17 protein-coding genes are annotated in these 18,122 nt (G+C 66.8%); 1 reads left to right on the top strand and 16 read right to left on the bottom strand.

Annotated features, from left to right (window positions below):
- Window positions 1-10: 10 nt before the first annotated feature.
- From J5M86_RS06305 to J5M86_RS06230, 16 genes are all read right to left on the bottom strand, one after another.
- Complete coding sequence (locus tag J5M86_RS06305; RefSeq protein WP_244328509.1) at window positions 11-646, bottom strand: DNA-3-methyladenine glycosylase; 636 nt, start codon at window positions 644-646, stop codon at window positions 11-13.
- Entirely contained in the window at window positions 643-2,085 is a 1,443-nt protein-coding gene (argH, locus tag J5M86_RS06300) for an argininosuccinate lyase (RefSeq protein ID WP_188060350.1), read from the bottom strand. The genes J5M86_RS06305 and argH overlap by 4 nt, the downstream gene beginning before the upstream one ends.
- Window positions 2,082-2,573: an arginine repressor gene (gene argR, locus J5M86_RS06295; RefSeq protein ID WP_188060349.1), complete on the bottom strand. Its 492-nt coding sequence runs from the start codon at window positions 2,571-2,573 to the stop codon at window positions 2,082-2,084. Before argR ends, argH begins: the two co-directional genes overlap by 4 nt.
- Window positions 2,570-3,514 (bottom strand): ornithine carbamoyltransferase, encoded by a 945-nt coding sequence (gene argF / locus J5M86_RS06290; RefSeq protein ID WP_188060348.1) that lies wholly within the window; start codon window positions 3,512-3,514, stop codon window positions 2,570-2,572. The genes argR and argF overlap by 4 nt, the downstream gene beginning before the upstream one ends.
- Window positions 3,511-4,695, bottom strand: coding sequence for an acetylornithine transaminase (locus tag J5M86_RS06285; protein WP_188060347.1), 1,185 nt, complete (start codon window positions 4,693-4,695; stop codon window positions 3,511-3,513). Before J5M86_RS06285 ends, argF begins: the two co-directional genes overlap by 4 nt.
- On the bottom strand, window positions 4,692-5,600 hold the full coding sequence (argB, locus tag J5M86_RS06280; protein WP_188060346.1) for an acetylglutamate kinase: 909 nt from the start codon (window positions 5,598-5,600) through the stop codon (window positions 4,692-4,694). The genes J5M86_RS06285 and argB overlap by 4 nt, the downstream gene beginning before the upstream one ends.
- 52 nt (window positions 5,601-5,652) lie before the next feature.
- Window positions 5,653-6,804 carry a bifunctional glutamate N-acetyltransferase/amino-acid acetyltransferase ArgJ gene (gene argJ / locus J5M86_RS06275; RefSeq protein ID WP_188060345.1) on the bottom strand — a complete coding sequence of 384 codons (1,152 nt, stop codon included), beginning with the start codon at window positions 6,802-6,804 and terminating at the stop codon, window positions 5,653-5,655.
- A 37-nt stretch (window positions 6,805-6,841) separates the two neighbouring features.
- Window positions 6,842-7,891 carry an N-acetyl-gamma-glutamyl-phosphate reductase gene (gene argC, locus J5M86_RS06270; RefSeq protein ID WP_188060344.1) on the bottom strand — a complete coding sequence of 350 codons (1,050 nt, stop codon included), beginning with the start codon at window positions 7,889-7,891 and terminating at the stop codon, window positions 6,842-6,844.
- Between the two features lie 91 nt (window positions 7,892-7,982).
- On the bottom strand, window positions 7,983-10,502 hold the full coding sequence (gene pheT / locus J5M86_RS06265; RefSeq protein WP_188060343.1) for a phenylalanine--tRNA ligase subunit beta: 2,520 nt from the start codon (window positions 10,500-10,502) through the stop codon (window positions 7,983-7,985).
- On the bottom strand, window positions 10,502-11,596 hold the full coding sequence (gene pheS, locus J5M86_RS06260; protein ID WP_188060342.1) for a phenylalanine--tRNA ligase subunit alpha: 1,095 nt from the start codon (window positions 11,594-11,596) through the stop codon (window positions 10,502-10,504). Before pheS ends, pheT begins: the two co-directional genes overlap by 1 nt.
- A gap of 123 nt (window positions 11,597-11,719) precedes the next feature.
- Window positions 11,720-12,529 (bottom strand): RNA methyltransferase, encoded by an 810-nt coding sequence (locus J5M86_RS06255; RefSeq protein ID WP_188060341.1) that lies wholly within the window; start codon window positions 12,527-12,529, stop codon window positions 11,720-11,722.
- Between the two features lie 26 nt (window positions 12,530-12,555).
- A complete protein-coding gene (gene rplT, locus J5M86_RS06250; RefSeq protein WP_188060340.1) occupies window positions 12,556-12,948 on the bottom strand; it encodes a 50S ribosomal protein L20 in 393 nt (130 codons plus the stop codon).
- A 61-nt stretch (window positions 12,949-13,009) separates the two neighbouring features.
- On the bottom strand, window positions 13,010-13,204 hold the full coding sequence (rpmI, locus tag J5M86_RS06245) for a 50S ribosomal protein L35 (RefSeq protein WP_129626730.1): 195 nt from the start codon (window positions 13,202-13,204) through the stop codon (window positions 13,010-13,012).
- 94 nt (window positions 13,205-13,298) lie between these two features.
- Complete coding sequence (infC, locus tag J5M86_RS06240; protein WP_188060384.1) at window positions 13,299-13,940, bottom strand: translation initiation factor IF-3; 642 nt, start codon at window positions 13,938-13,940, stop codon at window positions 13,299-13,301.
- Window positions 13,941-14,513: 573 nt separating this feature from the next.
- Entirely contained in the window at window positions 14,514-15,704 is a 1,191-nt protein-coding gene (locus J5M86_RS06235) for an MFS transporter (RefSeq protein ID WP_188060339.1), read from the bottom strand.
- A 65-nt stretch (window positions 15,705-15,769) separates the two neighbouring features.
- Window positions 15,770-17,659 carry a serine/threonine-protein kinase gene (locus tag J5M86_RS06230; protein WP_188060338.1) on the bottom strand — a complete coding sequence of 630 codons (1,890 nt, stop codon included), beginning with the start codon at window positions 17,657-17,659 and terminating at the stop codon, window positions 15,770-15,772.
- Window positions 17,660-17,746: 87 nt separating this feature from the next.
- On the opposite strand from J5M86_RS06230, the gene J5M86_RS06225 reads away from it, so the two are divergent.
- Complete coding sequence (locus J5M86_RS06225; RefSeq protein ID WP_188060337.1) at window positions 17,747-18,085, top strand: DUF952 domain-containing protein; 339 nt, start codon at window positions 17,747-17,749, stop codon at window positions 18,083-18,085.
- Window positions 18,086-18,122 lie beyond the last annotated feature (37 nt).

The following is an 18,122-nucleotide window of genomic DNA, read 5'->3' as shown; positions in this document are numbered from 1 at the left end:
CAAGCCTGCCCTATGCCTCGCCGCGGGCGCGACGCGGTTTCGCCGGCCGATATGTCGAGACATACCGATCATCCGGAATCCAGTAGCGCCACGGAAACGCGACACCATCGCCGCCGGGGCCGCTCACCCCAACGCGGGGTCCGGTGCTGAACACCTCGACCGGTGCACCGGCCTGCAACAGCAATTGCGGCTCCGGGCCTTCCAAGGAGAGACCGTCGTGCTCACGAGTGAGCGCGAGTGCTTGCGCCAAGCGTCCGGGGCCTCGGGCGAGGTCACGGTCGGCGACGCTGCCTCGTCGTTCACGCGCGACGTCGATGCCGTCGACCACCTCGCCGGCACGGATGAGCACTCCGTGCCCGGTGCCGACCGGCGCGCAGACGAGGTTGAGCGCGTGGTGCATTCCGTAAGTGAAGTAGACGTAGGCGTGCCCGGTCGGACCGAACATCGACGCATTGCGTGCGGTGCGACCCCGATAGGTGTGTGCGCCCGGATCGTCCGCTCCGCCGTAGGCCTCTGTCTCGGTGATGCGAACCGTGACACCGGCGTGGCTGATGCTGCAGCCGAGGAGACGCTGCGCGACGTGGGTCACCGGCGCGTCGGCCCGCGGACGCACGCCGCGACCGCAGGGCTCGAGCGCATCGATCACGCGGTGACGATCCGTTGCTGGGTCCAAGTGCGGACGCCTGCAGACTGCTGCTGCGCCGCTGCCCGCTGTTCGGCGACCCGCACGGGTGCGGTACCACCCTGCGCATCGCGCGAGTTGAGGGATCCGGGCACGCTGAGCACCTCACGCACAGCCGGCGTGAGAGCCGAGTTGATCTGGGTCAGCTCGTCGTCGGTGAGGTCCCACAACTCCTTGTTCTGACCTTCGCAGACGCGCACGCACTCGCCCGCCACCTCGTGGGCGATGCGGAACGGTGTGCCTTCGCGCACCAGCCACTCGGCGATGTCGGTGGCAAGCGCAAAACCCTGGGGTGCGAGCGACTCGAGGCGCTCGGTGTTGAACACCATCGTCTCGACCATGCCGGAGAAGGCCGGCAGCAACACCTCGAGGGTGTCGACTGCGTCGAACACCGGCTCCTTGTCCTCCTGCAGATCACGGTTGTACGCCAACGGCAGGGCCTTCAAGGTGGTGAGCAGGCCGGACAAGTCACCGATCAGCCGGCCCGCCTTGCCCCGCGCAAGTTCGGCGACGTCCGGGTTCTTCTTCTGCGGCATGATGCTCGACCCGGTGGAGAAGGCGTCGTCGAGTGTGATGAAGGAGAACTCCTTGGTCGCCCACAGCACGACCTCTTCGGCGATCCGCGAGATGTCGACTGCCGCCATCGCGCAGATGAAGGAGAACTCCGCGACGAAATCACGACCTGCGGTGCCGTCGATGGAATTCATGGTGGCCCGGCTGAAGCCGAGATCAGCGGCGACGGCGTTGGGGTCGAGGCCAAGGCTCGAACCGGCCAATGCACCTGAGCCATATGGGGATTCGTCTGCTCGACGGTCCCAGTCGACGAAGCGCTCGACGTCGCGCAGCAGCGCCCACGCGTGCGCCAACAAGTGGTGCCCCAGCAGCACCGGCTGGGCGTGCTGCAGATGGGTGCGACCCGGCATCGCCACCTCGGAGTGCTGCGCAGCCTGACCGATGAGTGCGTCGACCACATCGAGCAGCAGGCCGGCAACCACACGGGCGTGATCGCGCAGGTACATGCGGAACAGCGTGGCCACCTGATCGTTGCGACTGCGACCGGCGCGCAGGCGTCCGCCGATGTCGGCTCCCGCCCTCTCGATGAGACCACGTTCGAGAGCGGTGTGGACGTCCTCGTCGTCGGGGGCTGGTGTGAACGCGCCGGATTCGACATCGGCCAGGAGTTGGTTGAGCGCAGTGATCATCGCGTCGCGCTGTGCACCGTCGAGCAGCCCGGCACTGTGGAGCACGCGGGCGTGCGCCTTGGAACCGGCGATGTCGTACGGCGCAAGGCGCCAGTCGAAATGGGTCGACTTCGACAATGCCGCCAGCGCGTCAGCCGGGCCACCGGCGAAGCGTCCGCCCCAAAGACTCATCCGGTCGGTGTTGCTCTTCTGCTCAGTCATGCCTGCCCTTGTGCGAGTTGGAGAAAGTGTTCGGTGACCACCGGCGCTGCTGCGCGCGAGGTCGTGATCACCATGATCGTGTCGTCGCCGGCGATGGTGCCGAGGACGTCCTGGGGACGAGCGTGGTCGATCGCCGAGGCCAGTAGGCTCGCGCCACCGGGCGGCGTCTTGAGCACGACAAGATTCTCGGCCCATTCGGCAGACACCAACAGATCGTTGCAGACCTTGCGCAGCCGCCCATCCGGCTCACCGAGGGAAGCGACCGTGAGCCCGTCGCCACCCTCCGCGGCGACCGCGTAAACGAGCTGACCCTCGCGTCGCAGCTTCACTGCACCGAGTTCGTCGAGGTCACGCGAAAGCGTCGCCTGGGTCACCGAGAACCCCTGCTCGGCCAGCAACTGCGACAACTGCGTCTGCGACTGCACTTCGTGTCGGGTCAGCAGGTCAGTGATCGCTTGGTGCCTTGATGCTCGGGTGCCGGTGATCATCGCTGCTGAGCCTGCTGCTCGACCAGGAATGCCATGAGCGCCTTCTGCGCATGCAATCGGTTCTCCGCTTCGTCCCAGACCACGGAGCGAGGACCGTCGATCACGTCGGCAGAGATCTCATAGCCTCGGTATGCGGGAAGGCAGTGCATGACGATCGCATCATCGTCCGCATGGGTCAGCAGATCGGCGTCCAACGTGAACCTCGCGAACGGTGATTCCTGTCCCTTGCGTTGATCGCTCTCGCTTTCTTGTCCCATTGACACCCAGGTGTCGGTGATGAGGACGTCCGAGTCGGTCGCTGCCGCGATCGGATCGTCGGTGTAGCTCACCGAGCCACCGGTCTGCGCCGCGATCTGCTCGGCCCGAGCAAGGATGTCGGCCTTGGGTTGGTGCGTGGTCGGACCGGCGAGACGTACATGGAGGCCAGCGGTCGCGCCGCCGAGCGCGTAGGAATGGGCCATGTTGTTGGCACAGTCGCCGACGTAGGTCATAGTCAGTCCCGCCAGACGGCCCTTGTGCTCACTGATCGTGAGCAAGTCGGCCAGGATCTGGCACGGATGGAAGTCATCGGTGAGCGCATTGACGACCGGTACGCCCGCATACTGCGCCATCTGCTCGATGCGGTCCTGGCCGTGGGTGCGCCACACGATCAGCGACACCTGTCGGCCGAGTACGCGGGCGACGTCCGCAATCGATTCACGCGTGCCGATCTGGGCGAGATTGCCGTCGACGACCGTCGGGAAGCCGCCAAGTTCGGCGACACCCACGGTGAACGACAACTGCGTGCGCAGCGTCGGCTTGTCGAAGATGATCGCGACGCCCTGCGGCCCGGTCAGCGGTTGGTCGGTGGTGCGGTTGGCCTTCATCGTGGCCGCTCGCTGGAGCACCTGCGCCTGTTCGGCGGGGCTGAGGTCGTCGTCGCGCAGGAAGTGTCGGGTCACGGGCTGACCTCCTGGATGAGTGCGGGAAGTGCGTCGATGAAGGTCTGCAGTTCCTCGCGGCTGATGATCAACGGCGGAGCCAGACGAAGCACCGTCGCAGTGGCGGCGTTGACGATGAATCCGGCTGCGCGCGCACTGGTCGCCAGCGACGCAGCGATCTCATCGGTGAGCACCACCCCTTGCAGCAAGCCGCGGCCACGGACGTCTTCCACACCTGGAATGTCTGCCGCACGCAAGGCCTGCCGGAACCACTCGCCCACCTCCTCGGCATGCTGCAGCAGTGCCTGCCGCTCGATGATGTCGAGCACGGCCAGACCCGCCGCGCAGGCGAGCGGGTTGCCACCGAAGGTGGTGCCGTGTTGTCCGGCGGCCAACAGGCCAGAGGTCTGCGGACCCATGGTGATCAAGGCTCCGATCGGCACGCCCCCGCCCAGGCCCTTGGCCAGCGTGACGGCGTCCGGCAGGACGCCCGCGTGCTGGTGTGCGAGCCACGCACCGGTGCGGCCGATGCCGGTCTGCACCTCGTCGAAGACCAGCAGGGCGCCGTGTTCAGCGGTGATCTCGCGCGCAGCCTGCAGGTACTCGCGTGATCCCTCGACGACGCCGGCTTCACCCTGGATGGGCTCGAGGAAGACAGCGGCCGTCTGCTCGTCGACCGCGGCTCGCAGAGCCTCGATGTCGCCATAAGGGACGTGCTGGACACCCGGCAGCAGTGGCTCGAAGGGCTCGCGATAGGCAGGCTTGTGGGTGAGCGCCAAGGCACCGGTCGAACGTCCGTGGAAGGCACCCTCGGCGGCGATGATCTTGCTGCGACCGGTGCGGCGGCTGAGCTTGATGGCGGCCTCGTTGGCCTCGGTGCCGGAGTTGGCGAAGAAGACCTTGGAGCCGTCCGGGGCAGCGCTGATCTGCAGCAGCTGGCGGGCGAGCTCGATCTGCGGCCGGCTGGTGAAGAAGTTGGAGATGTGCACCATCTCCCCCGCTTGCTTGGACACTGCTGCGACCAGATCGGGGTGGTTGTGTCCCACGGCGTTGACCGCGATGCCGCCCAGCAGGTCGAGGTAGCGCTTGCCGTCGAGATCCCAGACGTAGCAACCTTCACCGCGGTCGAGCACTAAGGCAGGCATACCGAAAACCGGCAGGACGTCGTGTGCGTACGAGGCCAGTGCCTCGGCTTGGTTCATGAGCGGGCCTCCGGGAGGATCATCGTGCCGATTCCGGCATTGGTGAAGATTTCGAGTAGTAGCGAGTGCGGACGGCGTCCGTCGATCACGTGGGTCTGCGGCACGCCACCGTCGATCGCCCGGATACAGGCCTCGAGCTTGGGCACCATGCCGCTGTCGACCTTCTGCAACAGCACGCGGGCCCGATCGACCGGCAGGGTGCTGAGCAGGCTGTCGCGGTCGGGCCAGTCGGCATAGATGCCTTCGACATCGGTCAGGACGACCAATTTGCGCGCACCGAGCGCCGTGGCCAGCGCGGCTGCGGCGGTGTCGGCGTTGACGTTGAGCACCTGCCCGTCGGCGTCGAGATCAGGGGCGACAGATGAGACCACCGGAATTCGCCCGGCGTCCAGGATGTCTTGCACCGCAGCGGGATTCACCGTCTCGACATCGCCGACCAAGCCGATGTCGACCAGCTCGCCGGCTACCATCGCGCCGCGGCGGCGCGCGCCGAACAGGGAAGCATCTTCGCCGGACAGACCGACCGCGAGCGCGCCGTGGTTGTTGATCAGGCCGACGAGTTCGCGCGACACCTGACCGGTGAGCACCATGCGGACGACGTCCATCACCTCAGGTGTGGTAACCCGGAGGCCGCCCTTGAACTCACTCTGGAGACCCAGGCGGTCGAGCATCGCCTGGATCTGGGGTCCGCCGCCGTGGACGACGACCGGCCGCAGCCCCGCGTACTTCAGGAAGGCGACGTCTTCGGCGAACGCAGCCTTGAGACTTTCGTCAGTCATGGCGTTGCCGCCGTACTTGATGACGACGAGCGCCCCCCGGAACTCCTCCAACCACGGAAGGGCTTCGACGAGGGTTGCTGCCTTGTCGGCGGCAGCGGCGAGGGAGACCGAGTCGCGCAGACTCATCGGTGGGTTCCTCCGAAGGTTTCAGTCAGACTGACAAGTATGGGAGTGCGGCTCATGTGGAGTAGGCCGAGTTCTCGTGCACGTAGTCGTGCGTGAGGTCATTGGTCCACACGGTGGCTGTCGCGTCACCGGCGTGCAGGTCGACGACGACGTGCACTTCGCGCCCGCTGAGGTCGACGCCGGATCGGTCGTCCCCCACTCCGCACCCGCGGCACACCTGGACGCCGTTGATCGTGACATCCAGCTGCGAAGGCTCGAACTCGGCATCGGTCGTGCCGACCGCTGCGACAATGCGGCCCCAGTTGGGGTCGTTGCCGAAAACGGCACATTTGAACAGGTTGTTGCGGGCGATCGCGCGAGCCACCGTCAGCGCGTCTGATTCGCTTGCTGCAGTGCGGATCTCGATGGCGATGTCGTGATGGGCACCCTCGGCGTCCGCAATGAGCTGCCGGGCGAGGTCGGCACACACCGTGGTCACCGCTGCAGTGAACTCCTCCTGGCTCGGGCGCTCCCCCGACGCGCCCGAGGCCAGGAGGAAGACTGTGTCGTTGGTCGACTGGCATCCGTCGGAGTCGATGCGATCGAAGGAGTGCGCCGTCGCATGGCGCAGCGCCTGTTCCAACAGTTCAGGAACGACGACGGCATCAGTGGTGACGACGACGAGCATGGTGGCCAGGGCAGGCGCCAGCATGCCGGCACCCTTGGCCATCCCGCCGACTGTCCAGCCGTCGACACTGACCGATGCCTGTTTGGCCACCGTGTCGGTGGTCATGATCGCGGCTGCCGCGTCCGCTCCACCGTCGGTGTTCGCCGCCGCGACCACCTGTGGGAGCGCCGCCTCGATCATGTCCATCGGTAGTAACTCGCCGATCAGTCCGGTCGAACACACACCGACGTCGCCGGAGGAGATGTCGAGCAGCTCGGCCACGAGCTCAGCAGTGCGATGGGTGTCGGCGAAACCCTGCGGCCCGGTGCAGGCGTTTGCTCCGCCGGAGTTGAGGATCACCGCATCGAGCCGGCCGTCCTTGACGGCGACACGCGACCAGGTGACGGGCGCGGCTTCGACCCGATTGCTGGTGAAGACCGCCGCCGCGCCGTGATCAGGGCCGTCGTTGATCACGAGGGCGAGGTCTGGCTTGCCGCTCGCTTTCAGGCCGGCCGTCACGCCTACGGCCCGGAATCCTTGTGCCGCAGTGACACTCATGGGTTACTCCTTTGCTTGCACAGCTCACGCGTCTGGGTCACGGCGCGACTCCGACGGTCGGCAGGCCGAGCGTCTCATCGAGACCGAGAGCCAGATTCATGCATTGGACGGCGGCACCGGCCGTGCCCTTGGTGAGGTTGTCGACGGCGCTGGTCACCACGAGGCGCCGGGCGCGCTGGTCGACAGCCAGCTGCAGGTGCACATTGTTCGAACCCATCACCGCAGATGTGGAGGGCCACTGCCCGGCCGGCAAAACGTGAACGAATTGCTCGTCGCCATATGCCGATACGTACGCAGCTCGGACCTGCTCGGCGGTCACACCCGGCTTCACGCGAGCCGTGCAGGTGGCGAGGATGCCGCGTGGCATCGGGGCGAGCGTGGGAGTGAACGAGACCCGCACCGGTTCGCCACCGGCGAGGCTGAGGTTCTGCTCGATCTCCGGGGTGTGCCGATGCACTCCGCCGACACCGTACGGGCTCATCGATCCCATCACCTCGGCGCCCAGCAGGTGCGGTTTGAGGGATTTACCCGCGCCGGAGGTGCCGGACGCAGCCACGATCACGACGTCGTCCGACTCGACCAGGGCGGCCGCGAAGGCAGGAGCCAGCGCAAGACTCACCGCGGTCGGGTAACACCCCGGCACCGCCACCCGGCGCGCGTCGCGCAGGTGCGAACGCTGCTTACCGTCAGCGCGCAGGAGCTCGGGCATGCCGTAAGGCCACGTGCCGGCGAATTCGGTGTCATAGAACGAATTCCACGCCTGCTCGTCAGCAAGCCGGAAGTCGGCGCCGCAGTCGATCACGACGGTGTTGTCGCTGTCATCGCCCAGTTGAGCGGCCAGCGCCGCGCTGGCCCCGTGCGGCAATGCCAGGAAGACGACGTCGTGGCCGGCAAGAACCTCGACCGAGGTTTCATCGAAAAGTCGGTCGGCGAGGGGGCTGAGGTGAGCGTGCACCGAGCCGACGGGCTGACCGGCCTGGGTGCCCGCCGCGAGTGCACCGATGCTCACCTGCGGGTGCTGCATCAGAAGTCGGATGATTTCGCCGCCGGCATATCCGCTCGCTCCCGCGACCGCCACTTTCACCATGCGCGAATCATACACACCGGCGCATATTCATGCAGAAAGGCTCGAGCCATGCGCCCGAGCCTTTCTGCCGACTGTCAGGGCCGGCGATGCGTCAGGCTCCCCGCTGCACTGCTCCGTGCACCCGTCCAGCGGCGGAGACAGCGGCATCACGCCACTGGTTGACCTCGTCGGTCTTCAGCGTGCGATGACCGCGGAAGGTCATCCGGAAGGCCAATGACTTCTTCCCCTGGCCGACCTGATCACCCTCGTAGCTGTCGAAGAGTTCGATCGCTTCGAGTTCTGCGCCCGCTGCCGAGCGCAGTGTCTCCAACACCTCGCCCGCGCGCACTGCGCTGTCGACGGTGAGGGCGACATCGCTCTGCACGATCGGGAAGTTGGACAGCCCCACCGCCTGCGGATTGCCGGCGGCCGCGACGAGCGCATCGAGGTCGAGTTCGCCACCGACCGGACGCCCGGACAATCCGAGCGCCGAGACGACCTTGGGGTGCAGTTCGCCGGCGGCTCCGATCACGGTGCCATTTGCCAGCACCAGTTCGGCGCAACGACCGGGGTGGAACGGCATCACGGCGCCGGTGCGCACCTGAAGTGGCACGGCGAGCGCGTCGGCGAGGCTGCGCGCGACGGCGATTGCGTCGGCCCAGTCTGCGCTGCGTCCCTTGCCCCACCAGCCACTGTGGTCTTGCTCGCCGGTCATCGCCCAGGCAAGGTGCCGCGGTTGAGCCGGCACGGCCTCCTCGATCTGCGCAACTGCCTCGGCACCGGGGTAGGTGCCGACCGGGTAGGTGGGTGCTCGTCCGGCCGGGCCGGCGATGACCAGACCGTGCTCGAAGAGGGCAACCTCGTGCTGCCCGCGAGAAACGTTGCGGCGCAAAGCGTCCAGCACATTCGGCAGCACTGCGGTGCGGATCAGCGGCTCTTCCTCCGACAGCGGGTTCGCAACCCGCACAGTGGTGCGCCGGACGTCGTTCGCGGCGTAGCCGAGCAGGTCGAAGGACTTCTCGGACACGAAGGGCGCGCTCCAGATCTCGGTGAACCCCTGGGCGGCAAGCACATTCGCGGCGATCCGGCGGCCCCGTTGCGCGTCGGTCAGCCCGCGTCCGCCTGGCGCGGCCGGCACGATCGACGGAATGGACGCGTAACCCTGGATGCGCGCGACCTCTTCGACCAGGTCGGGCCAGGTGGTGAGATCAGGACGCCAGGTGGGCGGTGTCACCCGCAGGTGGTCACCTGGCTGCTCGACGGCACAGCCGATCTGCTCCAGCACCGACACGACCTGCTCGCAGGTGTAGTCGACACCGACAACCTTGCTGGGCTGGTCGGCATCGAGCTCAATCACGGGCCGAACAAGCGGGGTGTAGACATCCGTGACTGCTTCATCAGCGGTGCCGCCGCCGAACTCGACGAGCAGATCAACCGCCAATTGCGCTGCGGCCGGGGCGAGTTCGGGGTCGACACCACGCTCGAAGCGCTTCGATGCCTCGGTGGCCAGCTTGTGCCGGCGGGCCGAGCGGGCGATCGATGTGGGGTCGAAGCGGGCGGCCTCGATGAGCACGCTGCGCGTGGAGTCGCTCACCTCGGAGTCTTCACCACCCATGACACCGGCGATCGCCAAGGGCTTCTCGCCGGCGTCGGTGATGAGGAGATCCTCGGCGAAGAGCGAGCGGTCGACATCGTCGAGGGTCTTCAGCTGCTCCCCCTGGCGGGCCCGTCGCACCACGATGGGTCCGGTGAGGGTGTCGACGTCAAAAGCGTGCAACGGCTGGCCGAGGGCGAGCATCACGTAGTTGGTGATGTCTACCGCGAGCGAGATGGGACGCATGCCGGCTTCGGTCAGGCGGGTGGCCATCCAGGCCGGGGTGGGGGCGGACGGATCGATGCCGCGCACGATCCGCGCCACGTACCGGGTGCAGCCCAGGTTGTCGTTCATCGGGTGTTGGTCGTCTACCTCGACGCCGAAGCCCGAACCAGTGGCGGTCGGGGCCTTGGCGGCCAGCGCGAGCGCCGGATCGACGAACTGCGCACCGGTGGAATGGGAGTACTCGCGCGCTACGCCGCGGATGCAGAAGCAGTAGCCGCGATCGGGCGTCACATTGATCTCCACCGTCTCCCGGTCGAGTCCGAGCAACGGCAGGGCGTCCTGCCCCGGCGTGAGTTCGACACCCGGGAGGATCTCGGAGAGCCGGATGATGCCGCCGGAGCCGTCGTCTGGAAGGCCGAGTTCGTCTGCGGCACAGATCATTCCGGCCGAGACGTGGCCGTAGGTCTTGCGCGCGGAGATCTCGAACCCGCCGGGCAGCACCGCGCCGGGCAGGACGCAGACCACCCAGTCGCCGGCGTCGAAGTTGTGCGCGCCGCACACGATGCCCTGGGGTTCGCCGTTGCCGTTGGCGTCACCGACGTCGACCTGGCACCAGTTGATCGTCTTGCCGTTCTTCTGCTCCTCGGGCTCCTTGGAGATGACTCGGCCGACCACCAGCGGACCGGTGATGTCACCGCCGTGGATGCCCTCCTCCTCCAGACCGACCTTGACGAGGGCGGCTGCCACGTCGACACCGCGGGCGTCGGTCGGGACCGCGACGTACTCGCGCAGCCAATCGATCGGCACCCGCATCAGATCTCCATTCCGAACTGGTTGTTGAAGCGCACATCGCCCTCGATCATTTCCCGCATGTCGGCGGCACCGGTGCGGAACATCAGGGCTCGGTCGACACCCATGCCGAACGCGAAACCGGAGTATTTGTCAGGGTCGACATTGCAGGCGCGCAGGACGTTCTGGTTGACCATCCCGCAACCGCCCCACTCGATCCAGCCGGTGCCGGAGCACGCGCGGCAGTCGGGATCTTCACCGCGACAGACGAAGCAGCGCAGGTCCATCTCGGCCGACGGCTCGGTGAACGGGAAGTAGGACGGGCGCAAACGCGTGATGATGCCCTCGCCGAACAACTCCGTCGCCAGTCGGTCGAGGGTGCCCTTCAGGTGGGCCATCGTCAGACCTTCGTCGACGGCCAGGCCCTCGATCTGATGGAAAGCCGGCATGTGGGTGGCGTCGAGTTCGTCGGTGCGGAACACCCGACCCAGGCAGCCGATGTAGAGCGGTGCACCGCGCTCAAGCATGGCGCGCGCCTGCACAGGTGAGGTGTGGGTGCGCAGCACCAGACCGCCGTCGGCGGGCTCGAGGTAGAAGGTGTCCTGCATCTGACGTGCCGGGTGATCGGCGTCGAAGTTGAGGGCGTCGAAGACGAACCACTCTGCTTCGACCTCGGGCCCTTCGGCGATCTCCCAGCCCATGCCCACGAGGATGTCGGCGATGCGTTCGCCCATGAGTTCAGTGGGGTGGCGGCGGCCCAGCGGGCGCCGCTGCGAGACGACGGTGACGTCGACGGCCTCCTCGACCAAGATGCGCTCGTCGCGCTCGATCTCGAGTTGGGCTTGGCGTTCTTTGAGTGCTGCGCCGACCTGACCGCGGGCCTGACCGACGCGCTTGCCCGCCTCGGCCTTCGCGGTCGGCGGGAGCGCACCGATCTCACGGTTGGCCAGTGCCAGCGGCGACTTGTCGCCCTGGTGGGCGGTACGCACGAGCTTGAGTTGGTCGAGATCGGTCGCTGCAGCGATCGCCGCGAGGGCGTCCTGCACGGCCTGCTCGATCTGAGCAGGGTCGAGAGCTGCGACCTCGACGGGGTCGTACGAAGTATTGGGGCCTGACATCGCTCTCGTCTCAGTGATCTCGGTGGTAGTCAGTCGTGCTCAATGGCACGGGGTGGACGCTCGCCGCGACGATGCACGGCGCTCGGGGCCACGTCGGAGTCTATCGACGCGCCATCGTGGGTCTCACCCGAGTTTCGGGTGGGCAGCGGCGGCGCTGGCGTACATGCAGACGGTGGCCGCCATGGCCAGATTCAAGGACTCGGCGTGACCGTAGATAGGGACCCGCACGACCTCGTCACACGCATCGCGCACCTCTGGCTCCAGACCCCACGCCTCATTGCCGAAGACCCACGCGTGCGGCTGCGACAACTCCGTGTCGGGCAACAGCGTGTTGCCGACGCCATCGGCGGCCAACAGGGTGAGCCCTGCCGACCGGCAGGCTTCGAAGATCTCGGGGATCGTCCGTCCGATGCTCACCGGCAGGTGCCACAGCGAGCCGACGGTGGAGCGCACCACTTTGGGGTTGTAGAGATCGACACTGGAGTCGCTGACCAGCACACAGCGCGCACCAGCGGCGTCCGCTCCGCGCAACACCGTGCCGGCGTTACCGGGATCGCGCACATTGGTCAGCACGACCACGAACCCCTCGCCGTCCAGCGCATCGTGCAGCAGCACGTCGACCGGCCGCGCGACCCCCGCGATCCCTTGCGGGTGCTGGGCATCGCACATGGCGGCCATCACCTGCTCGGTGACCGCGAACAGCGGCACTGCTCGGTCGCGGGCGAGTTCGCAGAGTTCGGTCAGGACAGCGCCGCTGGCACCGTCCAACACGTACACCGCTTGTGCGGTCTCGGGCCGGAAGCACAGCAGTTCGCGGACGGCTTGCGGTCCTTCGGCGAGGAAGAGGCCCGCCCTTAGACGCGACGAACGCCGGTGCAGCGCACGAACCTTCTTCACCCGCTCGGACTGCGGGTTTGACAGGACGGGCTCCACCGGCGTTCGTCGGTTGTTCAGCTGCGTCAGGCGACGTCGGCCTTGGCGTCTGCCGAGGACTCGGTGCTGACGTTCGCTTTGGCGATCTCGACCAGGGCAGCGAACGCTGCCTCGTCGTTGACGGCCAGCTCGGCCAGCATGCGACGGTCGACCTCGATCTCAGCGTTCTTCAGACCCTGGATGAAACGGTTGTAGGTCATGCCGTTGGCGCGGGCGCCGGCGTTGATGCGCTGGATCCAGAGGCGACGGAAGTCGCCCTTCTTGGCGCGGCGGTCACGGTAGCTGTAACCGAGACTGTGGGTGACCTGCTCCTTGGCCTTGCGGTACAGGCGCGAGCGCTGGCCGCGGTAGCCGCTCGCCTGCTCGAGGACGGTACGGCGCTTCTTCTGGGCGTTGACTGCCCGCTTCACGCGTGCCACGTGAATCTCCTTCGTTCTGGGGCTGTCCTGACAGGGTCAGGACGAAATGCAAAGTGGGCTGTTACTTACCGAGAAGCTTCTTGATCTTCTTCTCGTCGGACTTGGCGACGACGACGTCCGGAACGAGACGACGGGTGGCCGTCTTGCTGCGCTCCTGGAACTTGTGCACGTGGCGCGCACGCTGACGCATCACCTTGCCGGAGCCGGTCACGCGGAAGCGCTTCTTGGCACCACTGTGGGTCTTCATCTTCGGCATGAGCCGATCTCCTTCATCTTCGCTGTTCCGACGCGCGGGCGCCGGTCGTCTGGCCGCCACCCTCGGTGGAGGGATGCGGCGGGGTGTAGCTGTCTTACGGGGTGGCGGTCTCGGATTCGACCACGTCGGCGGTGTCGGCTGCCGGCGCGTCCTTCTTGGCGTCGGCGTCCGACGCGGCTGCTGCCTGCTCGCGACGACGGCGGCCTTCTGCCTTGGCCTCGGCCTTCTTGCGGGTCGGACCGAGCACCATGATCATGTTGCGGCCGTCCTGCTTGGGCGAGCTCTCGACGAAGCCGAGTTCGCCGATGTCTTCGGCGACACGCTGCAGCAGGCGGAAACCCAGCTCCGGACGTGACTGCTCACGGCCACGAAGCCAGATCGTCACCTTGACCTTGTCGCCGGCCTTGAGGAAGCGCTCCACGTGGCCGAGCTTGGTCTGGTAGTCGTGCGGGTCGATCTTGGGTCGGAGTTTGATCTCCTTGATGACCGTGTTGACCTGGTTCTTGCGTGCCTCACGGGCCTTCAGGGCAGCTTCGTACTTGAACTTGCCGTAGTCCATGAGCTTGGCGACCGGCGGCTTCGCCTGGGGTGCCACCTCGACGAGATCGAGGTCTGCTTCTGCGGCCAGACGCAGCGCGTCCTCGACGCGCACGATTCCGACCTGCTCACCGTTAGGGCCGACCAACCGCACTTCCGGAACCCGGATGCGGTCATTGATACGAGGCTCGACGCTGATGTCTGCTCCTTGAGTTGAACGTCAGTGCACCGTGCGGAAACGAAGAAAGGCTCCTCGTCACCGAAGTGCACGAGGAGCCAACGCCAGACACGGAAATAACAGGAACGACAGTGAAAACCATCGACCAGGACGGCGAACCGTCACTTCCGAACCGGGACCTGGCGACATGGCTGCCGACTCAGGTGGAAGCGTTGCTTCTCTTGCACATCCGGCGCCTGCCCGGGGGTGGACGCTGGATCGGTGTCTCCATGATAGCCGACGGCAGTCATCCCGCGAAATCGCGTCGACTCGCGCTCTCCCCCTCGAGCGAGGTTTCTATTGCTCAGCGAGCGACGAGCGCTGCCGCCAGCTCGCGGTGTTCGGCCATCAGACCACCGCCGGCATTGAGGTCGTTCGCGGTGAATACCGCGAGTGGGTTACGGATCCAAGTGCGTTGCGCCATGAGCCCTCCTGCGCTGGTGGCGGAGGCCGATCGCGGGCTCCACCGATCGGTGTGAAAGCCAGCTCAGGTTTGGCCTGTCTGCTGATCCAGGCGCCAACGCCGAAGCGCCGACCACCCCAGGCTAGCCCTGCTCAGGCGGCGAGAGCCAGGTGCTGGTGACGCTTGCGGGCAGCGAGCACGGTGAAGCCGCCGGCGAGTGCGATGGCCAGGCCGGCAGCACACAACACGACGATGGACGTCTGGTGCCCGCGGGAGTCAATCAGCAGCCCGGCCATGGGCGCGGCGAGCGCCGAGCCGGCCGTCATGCACGAGCCGTGCCAGCCCATCGCCTCACCGCGCGCAACCGTCGGTACGACGCGACTGACGGCCTCGACCGAGGCGGTGATGGTGGGCGCGCACAGCAGGCCCGCGAAGAATGCGAGCCCGGCCACAGTGAGCGCAGAATTGGCGAGCGCCATCGGCATGGTCACCAGCGCAAGACCGCTCAGCAGAAGATAGGGCGAGATGCCGCGCGAGAGTGCGCCGTAGATGAGGCCACCGACGATGGACCCCAAGCCCCAACCGCCGAACACGAGGCCGAGTTGGCCGGACTCACCCCAGACGCGCAAGCCGGCCACGACCGAGACCTCGCTGCCCACGAGCACGAGGGTCGACGCCGCGGCGGCCAGGCAGAGCAGGACGAAGCGCGGACGCAACCAAGAGCTGCGAGGCACGCTGACCAGCTGGTCGGCAGGAGTGCCTTCTTCGCGCAGCGGCGGATCGAGGAACCACAGCACGATGCCGCCCACGACGCCAAGCATCTGCAGGACGAACAAAGAGGGTGCGGTGCCCCACTGGTGGCCCGCCCACACGGCAATGGCCGGACCAGTCATGTAGGCCAACTCCACACCGACACCGTCGACCGACAAGGCCGTGCGGCGCTCGTGGCTGGGCACGGCAGCAATCACGCTCTGCCGCGCGATCGAGAAGATCGGCACGACGAACAAACCGGCAATTCCGGCGAGCACCAGGAGCGGCCAGTAACCAACGAAAGGCGCTACTGCCCAACAGGATCCGGTGATCACGATCGAGGGAAGCACGACCTTGCGCAGACCATGGCGGTCGAGCAACTTGCCACGCCAGGGACCGCTGATCGCGATCGCCAGCGTTGCGACGGCCGACACGAGGCCGGCCTGGCTCCAAGAACGGTTGAGGTGTTCGACGACGTGCAGCATGAGCAGCACCCCGGTGCCGAAGATCGGGATGCGAAGCAGGATCCCGAGCAGCAGGACGCGACGTGCGGCGGCGTTGCCGAGCACGCTGCGGTAAGGGGTGATCGACATCCTGCCATTATTCCAATTCGAAGTGTTCGAACGCAAACAGTTTTCCGGTGAGTTCGATCACCGCCTCAAAGGATGCGGATCTCATGCACCTGCGAGTTGTCGCCGTCCAGCAGCCAGAGGGAGCCGGAGAAGACCAGGAAGTCCACCAGCCGTGGCGGCACTCCGGCGATGGACGCACCCAGTGGCGCATTCAGGTCGAAGTCGTACTTGGTGATCGTGCCCCCAGAGCCGTCGTGGATCCACACGCCGTCGTTGCCCAGGGCAGCGCTACCGCGCACGTTGTTCTCCAGGTCGGCGGCGGTCACCTTCGAGCCGCGCACCTGGGCCAGGCCGTTGCCGCCGACGAACACTCGCCCGAAAGCAGCCACCACCCCGACGATGCCTGCGGGCAGGTCCACCCGTTCCCCGGCAGGCTGCCCGGTCGCCTCGTCGAGCGTCACCAGCGCCCGATCGCCGACACAGACGACGTAGACCTTGCCACCGGAGGCCGCGATTCCATCAGGACGGCTACCCACCTTGATGAGACCAGGGATGTTCTCACCGCTACGCATGTCGATCCTGCCGATGGCGTGCTGGCTCGGCACGACATACCAGAGGAAATCGGTTCCGGCGGCCGACCTGGAGATCGCGTGGTCGAGGCGGATGAGCTCACCGACCTCCCCGGTCGCGGCATCGACCGGCGTGAACGAACTGGAGTAGTTCCACACCCACATCTTGCCCTGGCCGAAGTGCAGGCTGCCCGGGCCACCGTTGACCTTGATCGAGCGCACCGTCCGGTTCGCGAGGTCGATCCGACTCACCGTGCCGTCGTCGTAGTTCGCGGTCCACAACGCGCCGTCGCCGCCGGCGAGCCCTCTTGGGTTCGGGCCCACCGAAATCGCACCGGACTTCAACTCACCTACCACTCCGAGCGAGGGGCCAGGGCCAGCGGGCTCGTCGTCCCGCGGCCTCAGATACCAGCCGATGACCCCGGCCGCCAGTGCCGCGGCGCCCGCCCCGGCTCCGAGCAGCACACGTCTCGACGGCCCACCGGCACGCGGCGCGGGCATCGTGGTAAAACCGCCGGGTCCATGGGTGACATCTGCGCCGACGAACGGCACCGACGAGTGGACTGATCCCCCGTCCACCAGAGCTGCACGAGCAGCTTCGGCCAACGCGGTACACGAGCCGAATCGTCGATCCGGCTGTTTGGCGAGGCCCTTGGCTACGACGTGAGCCAGTTCGCCTGGCAGCTGCGGTCTGATCGTTCGAAGGTCGGGCGGCGGAGAGTACAAGTGACCCGAGATCCGGGCGACCTGTCGATCCGCTGCGAACGGCACCCGACCGGTGAGAAGTTGGAACAGCACACACGCCAAGGCGTACTGGTCGCTGCGTCCGTCGACCGGATCCCCGTTGATCTGCTCGGGCGACATGTAGTCGACGGTGCCGATGGTCATCCCGGCAGCGGTCAGCCCGTCGTCACTGACCTCCTTGGTGATGCCGAAGTCGGTCAGGTAACTGTGCGGTCTTCCTCTACTTCCGCTCACCAGGATGTTGGCCGGCTTCACGTCCCGGTGGACGAGCCCGCGGGCGTGCGCGGCGTCCAGCGCTCCCGCTACCTGGTGGACGATCTCCACCGCCTCCGCAGGCTCGACGCTTCCCTCCCGGATGACCTTCGACAGATCCGTGCCGTCGACGAACTTCATCGTGAGGTAGACGCGACCGCCTTCTTCCCCGGCATGCATGATCGGGACGACGTGCGGGTGATCCAACGCGGCGGCCAGCCGCGCTTCGCGGCGAAACCTGGCGAGGAACTCGGGGTCGTCGGCGACGTCGGCGTTCATCACCTTGATCGCGACGGTCCGATCGAGCGCGAGGTGCTGCGCCCGGTACACCGAGCCCATGCCGCCGCGCCCGGCCAGGCCGATGATGGACACTCCCCCGATCACGGTGCCAGGTGCCAGATCTCTCCCCACGGGGATATCCTGCCCTGCGGCGTGCGGCCAGACCAGCAACTCTCGGCCCGGTGAGTCCTTCGCGCTCCCACTGCTTCAATCTCGACCATGAAATCCGAGCCGACCACCGAACTGTTCCACCTCGCCCTTCCTGCGGACTGGATCCTGGCGCAGGAACAGGGTGAGTACCGCGTCTCGACCCGTGGTGTCACCCTCGAAGAGCAGGGCTTCATCCACCTTTCGTTCCAGCATCAGTGGCCAGCCACTAGGCAATGGTTCTACGCCGACGTGAGGGATCTGCTGCTGCTCCACGTCGACGCTGCGGACCTCGAGATCGTCGTGGAGGTCGGCAATCCGGAGACCGGCGAGCAGTTCCCCCACCTGTACGGCCCCCTGCCGATCGAGCGCGTGACCGCCGTAGAACTGCTCCCGTACTTGAAGGTATGACTCCGCGCCCACGCAGACGAACGGGCGGCGTAGGCTC

Origin of the sequence: Yimella sp. cx-51 (assembly GCF_017654605.1) — a bacterium.
GTDB lineage: Bacteria > Actinomycetota > Actinomycetes > Actinomycetales > Dermatophilaceae > Yimella.
Note: the sequence above shows the minus strand (reverse complement) of the source record. Positions and strands in the feature narration are given on the sequence as shown.

What these genes read in the sequence shown, in the direction of transcription:
- pheS (WP_188060342.1), bottom strand. Translation starts at nt 11,596, where the DNA reads ATGTCAGGCCCCAATACTTCGTACGACCCCGTCGAGGTCGCAGCTCTC.
- J5M86_RS06225 (WP_188060337.1), top strand. Translation starts at nt 17,747, where the DNA reads ATGAAATCCGAGCCGACCACCGAACTGTTCCACCTCGCCCTTCCTGCG.
- J5M86_RS06235 (WP_188060339.1), bottom strand. Translation starts at nt 15,704, where the DNA reads ATGTCGATCACCCCTTACCGCAGCGTGCTCGGCAACGCCGCCGCACGT.
- argJ (WP_188060345.1), bottom strand. Translation starts at nt 6,804, where the DNA reads ATGAGTGTCACTGCGGCACAAGGATTCCGGGCCGTAGGCGTGACGGCC.
- argR (WP_188060349.1), bottom strand. Translation starts at nt 2,573, where the DNA reads ATGATCACCGGCACCCGAGCATCAAGGCACCAAGCGATCACTGACCTG.
- argH (WP_188060350.1), bottom strand. Translation starts at nt 2,085, where the DNA reads ATGACTGAGCAGAAGAGCAACACCGACCGGATGAGTCTTTGGGGCGGA.
- argC (WP_188060344.1), bottom strand. Translation starts at nt 7,891, where the DNA reads ATGGTGAAAGTGGCGGTCGCGGGAGCGAGCGGATATGCCGGCGGCGAA.
- pheT (WP_188060343.1), bottom strand. Translation starts at nt 10,502, where the DNA reads ATGCGGGTGCCGATCGATTGGCTGCGCGAGTACGTCGCGGTCCCGACC.
- J5M86_RS06285 (WP_188060347.1), bottom strand. Translation starts at nt 4,695, where the DNA reads ATGAACCAAGCCGAGGCACTGGCCTCGTACGCACACGACGTCCTGCCG.
- rpmI (WP_129626730.1), bottom strand. Translation starts at nt 13,204, where the DNA reads ATGCCGAAGATGAAGACCCACAGTGGTGCCAAGAAGCGCTTCCGCGTG.
- argB (WP_188060346.1), bottom strand. Translation starts at nt 5,600, where the DNA reads ATGAGTCTGCGCGACTCGGTCTCCCTCGCCGCTGCCGCCGACAAGGCA.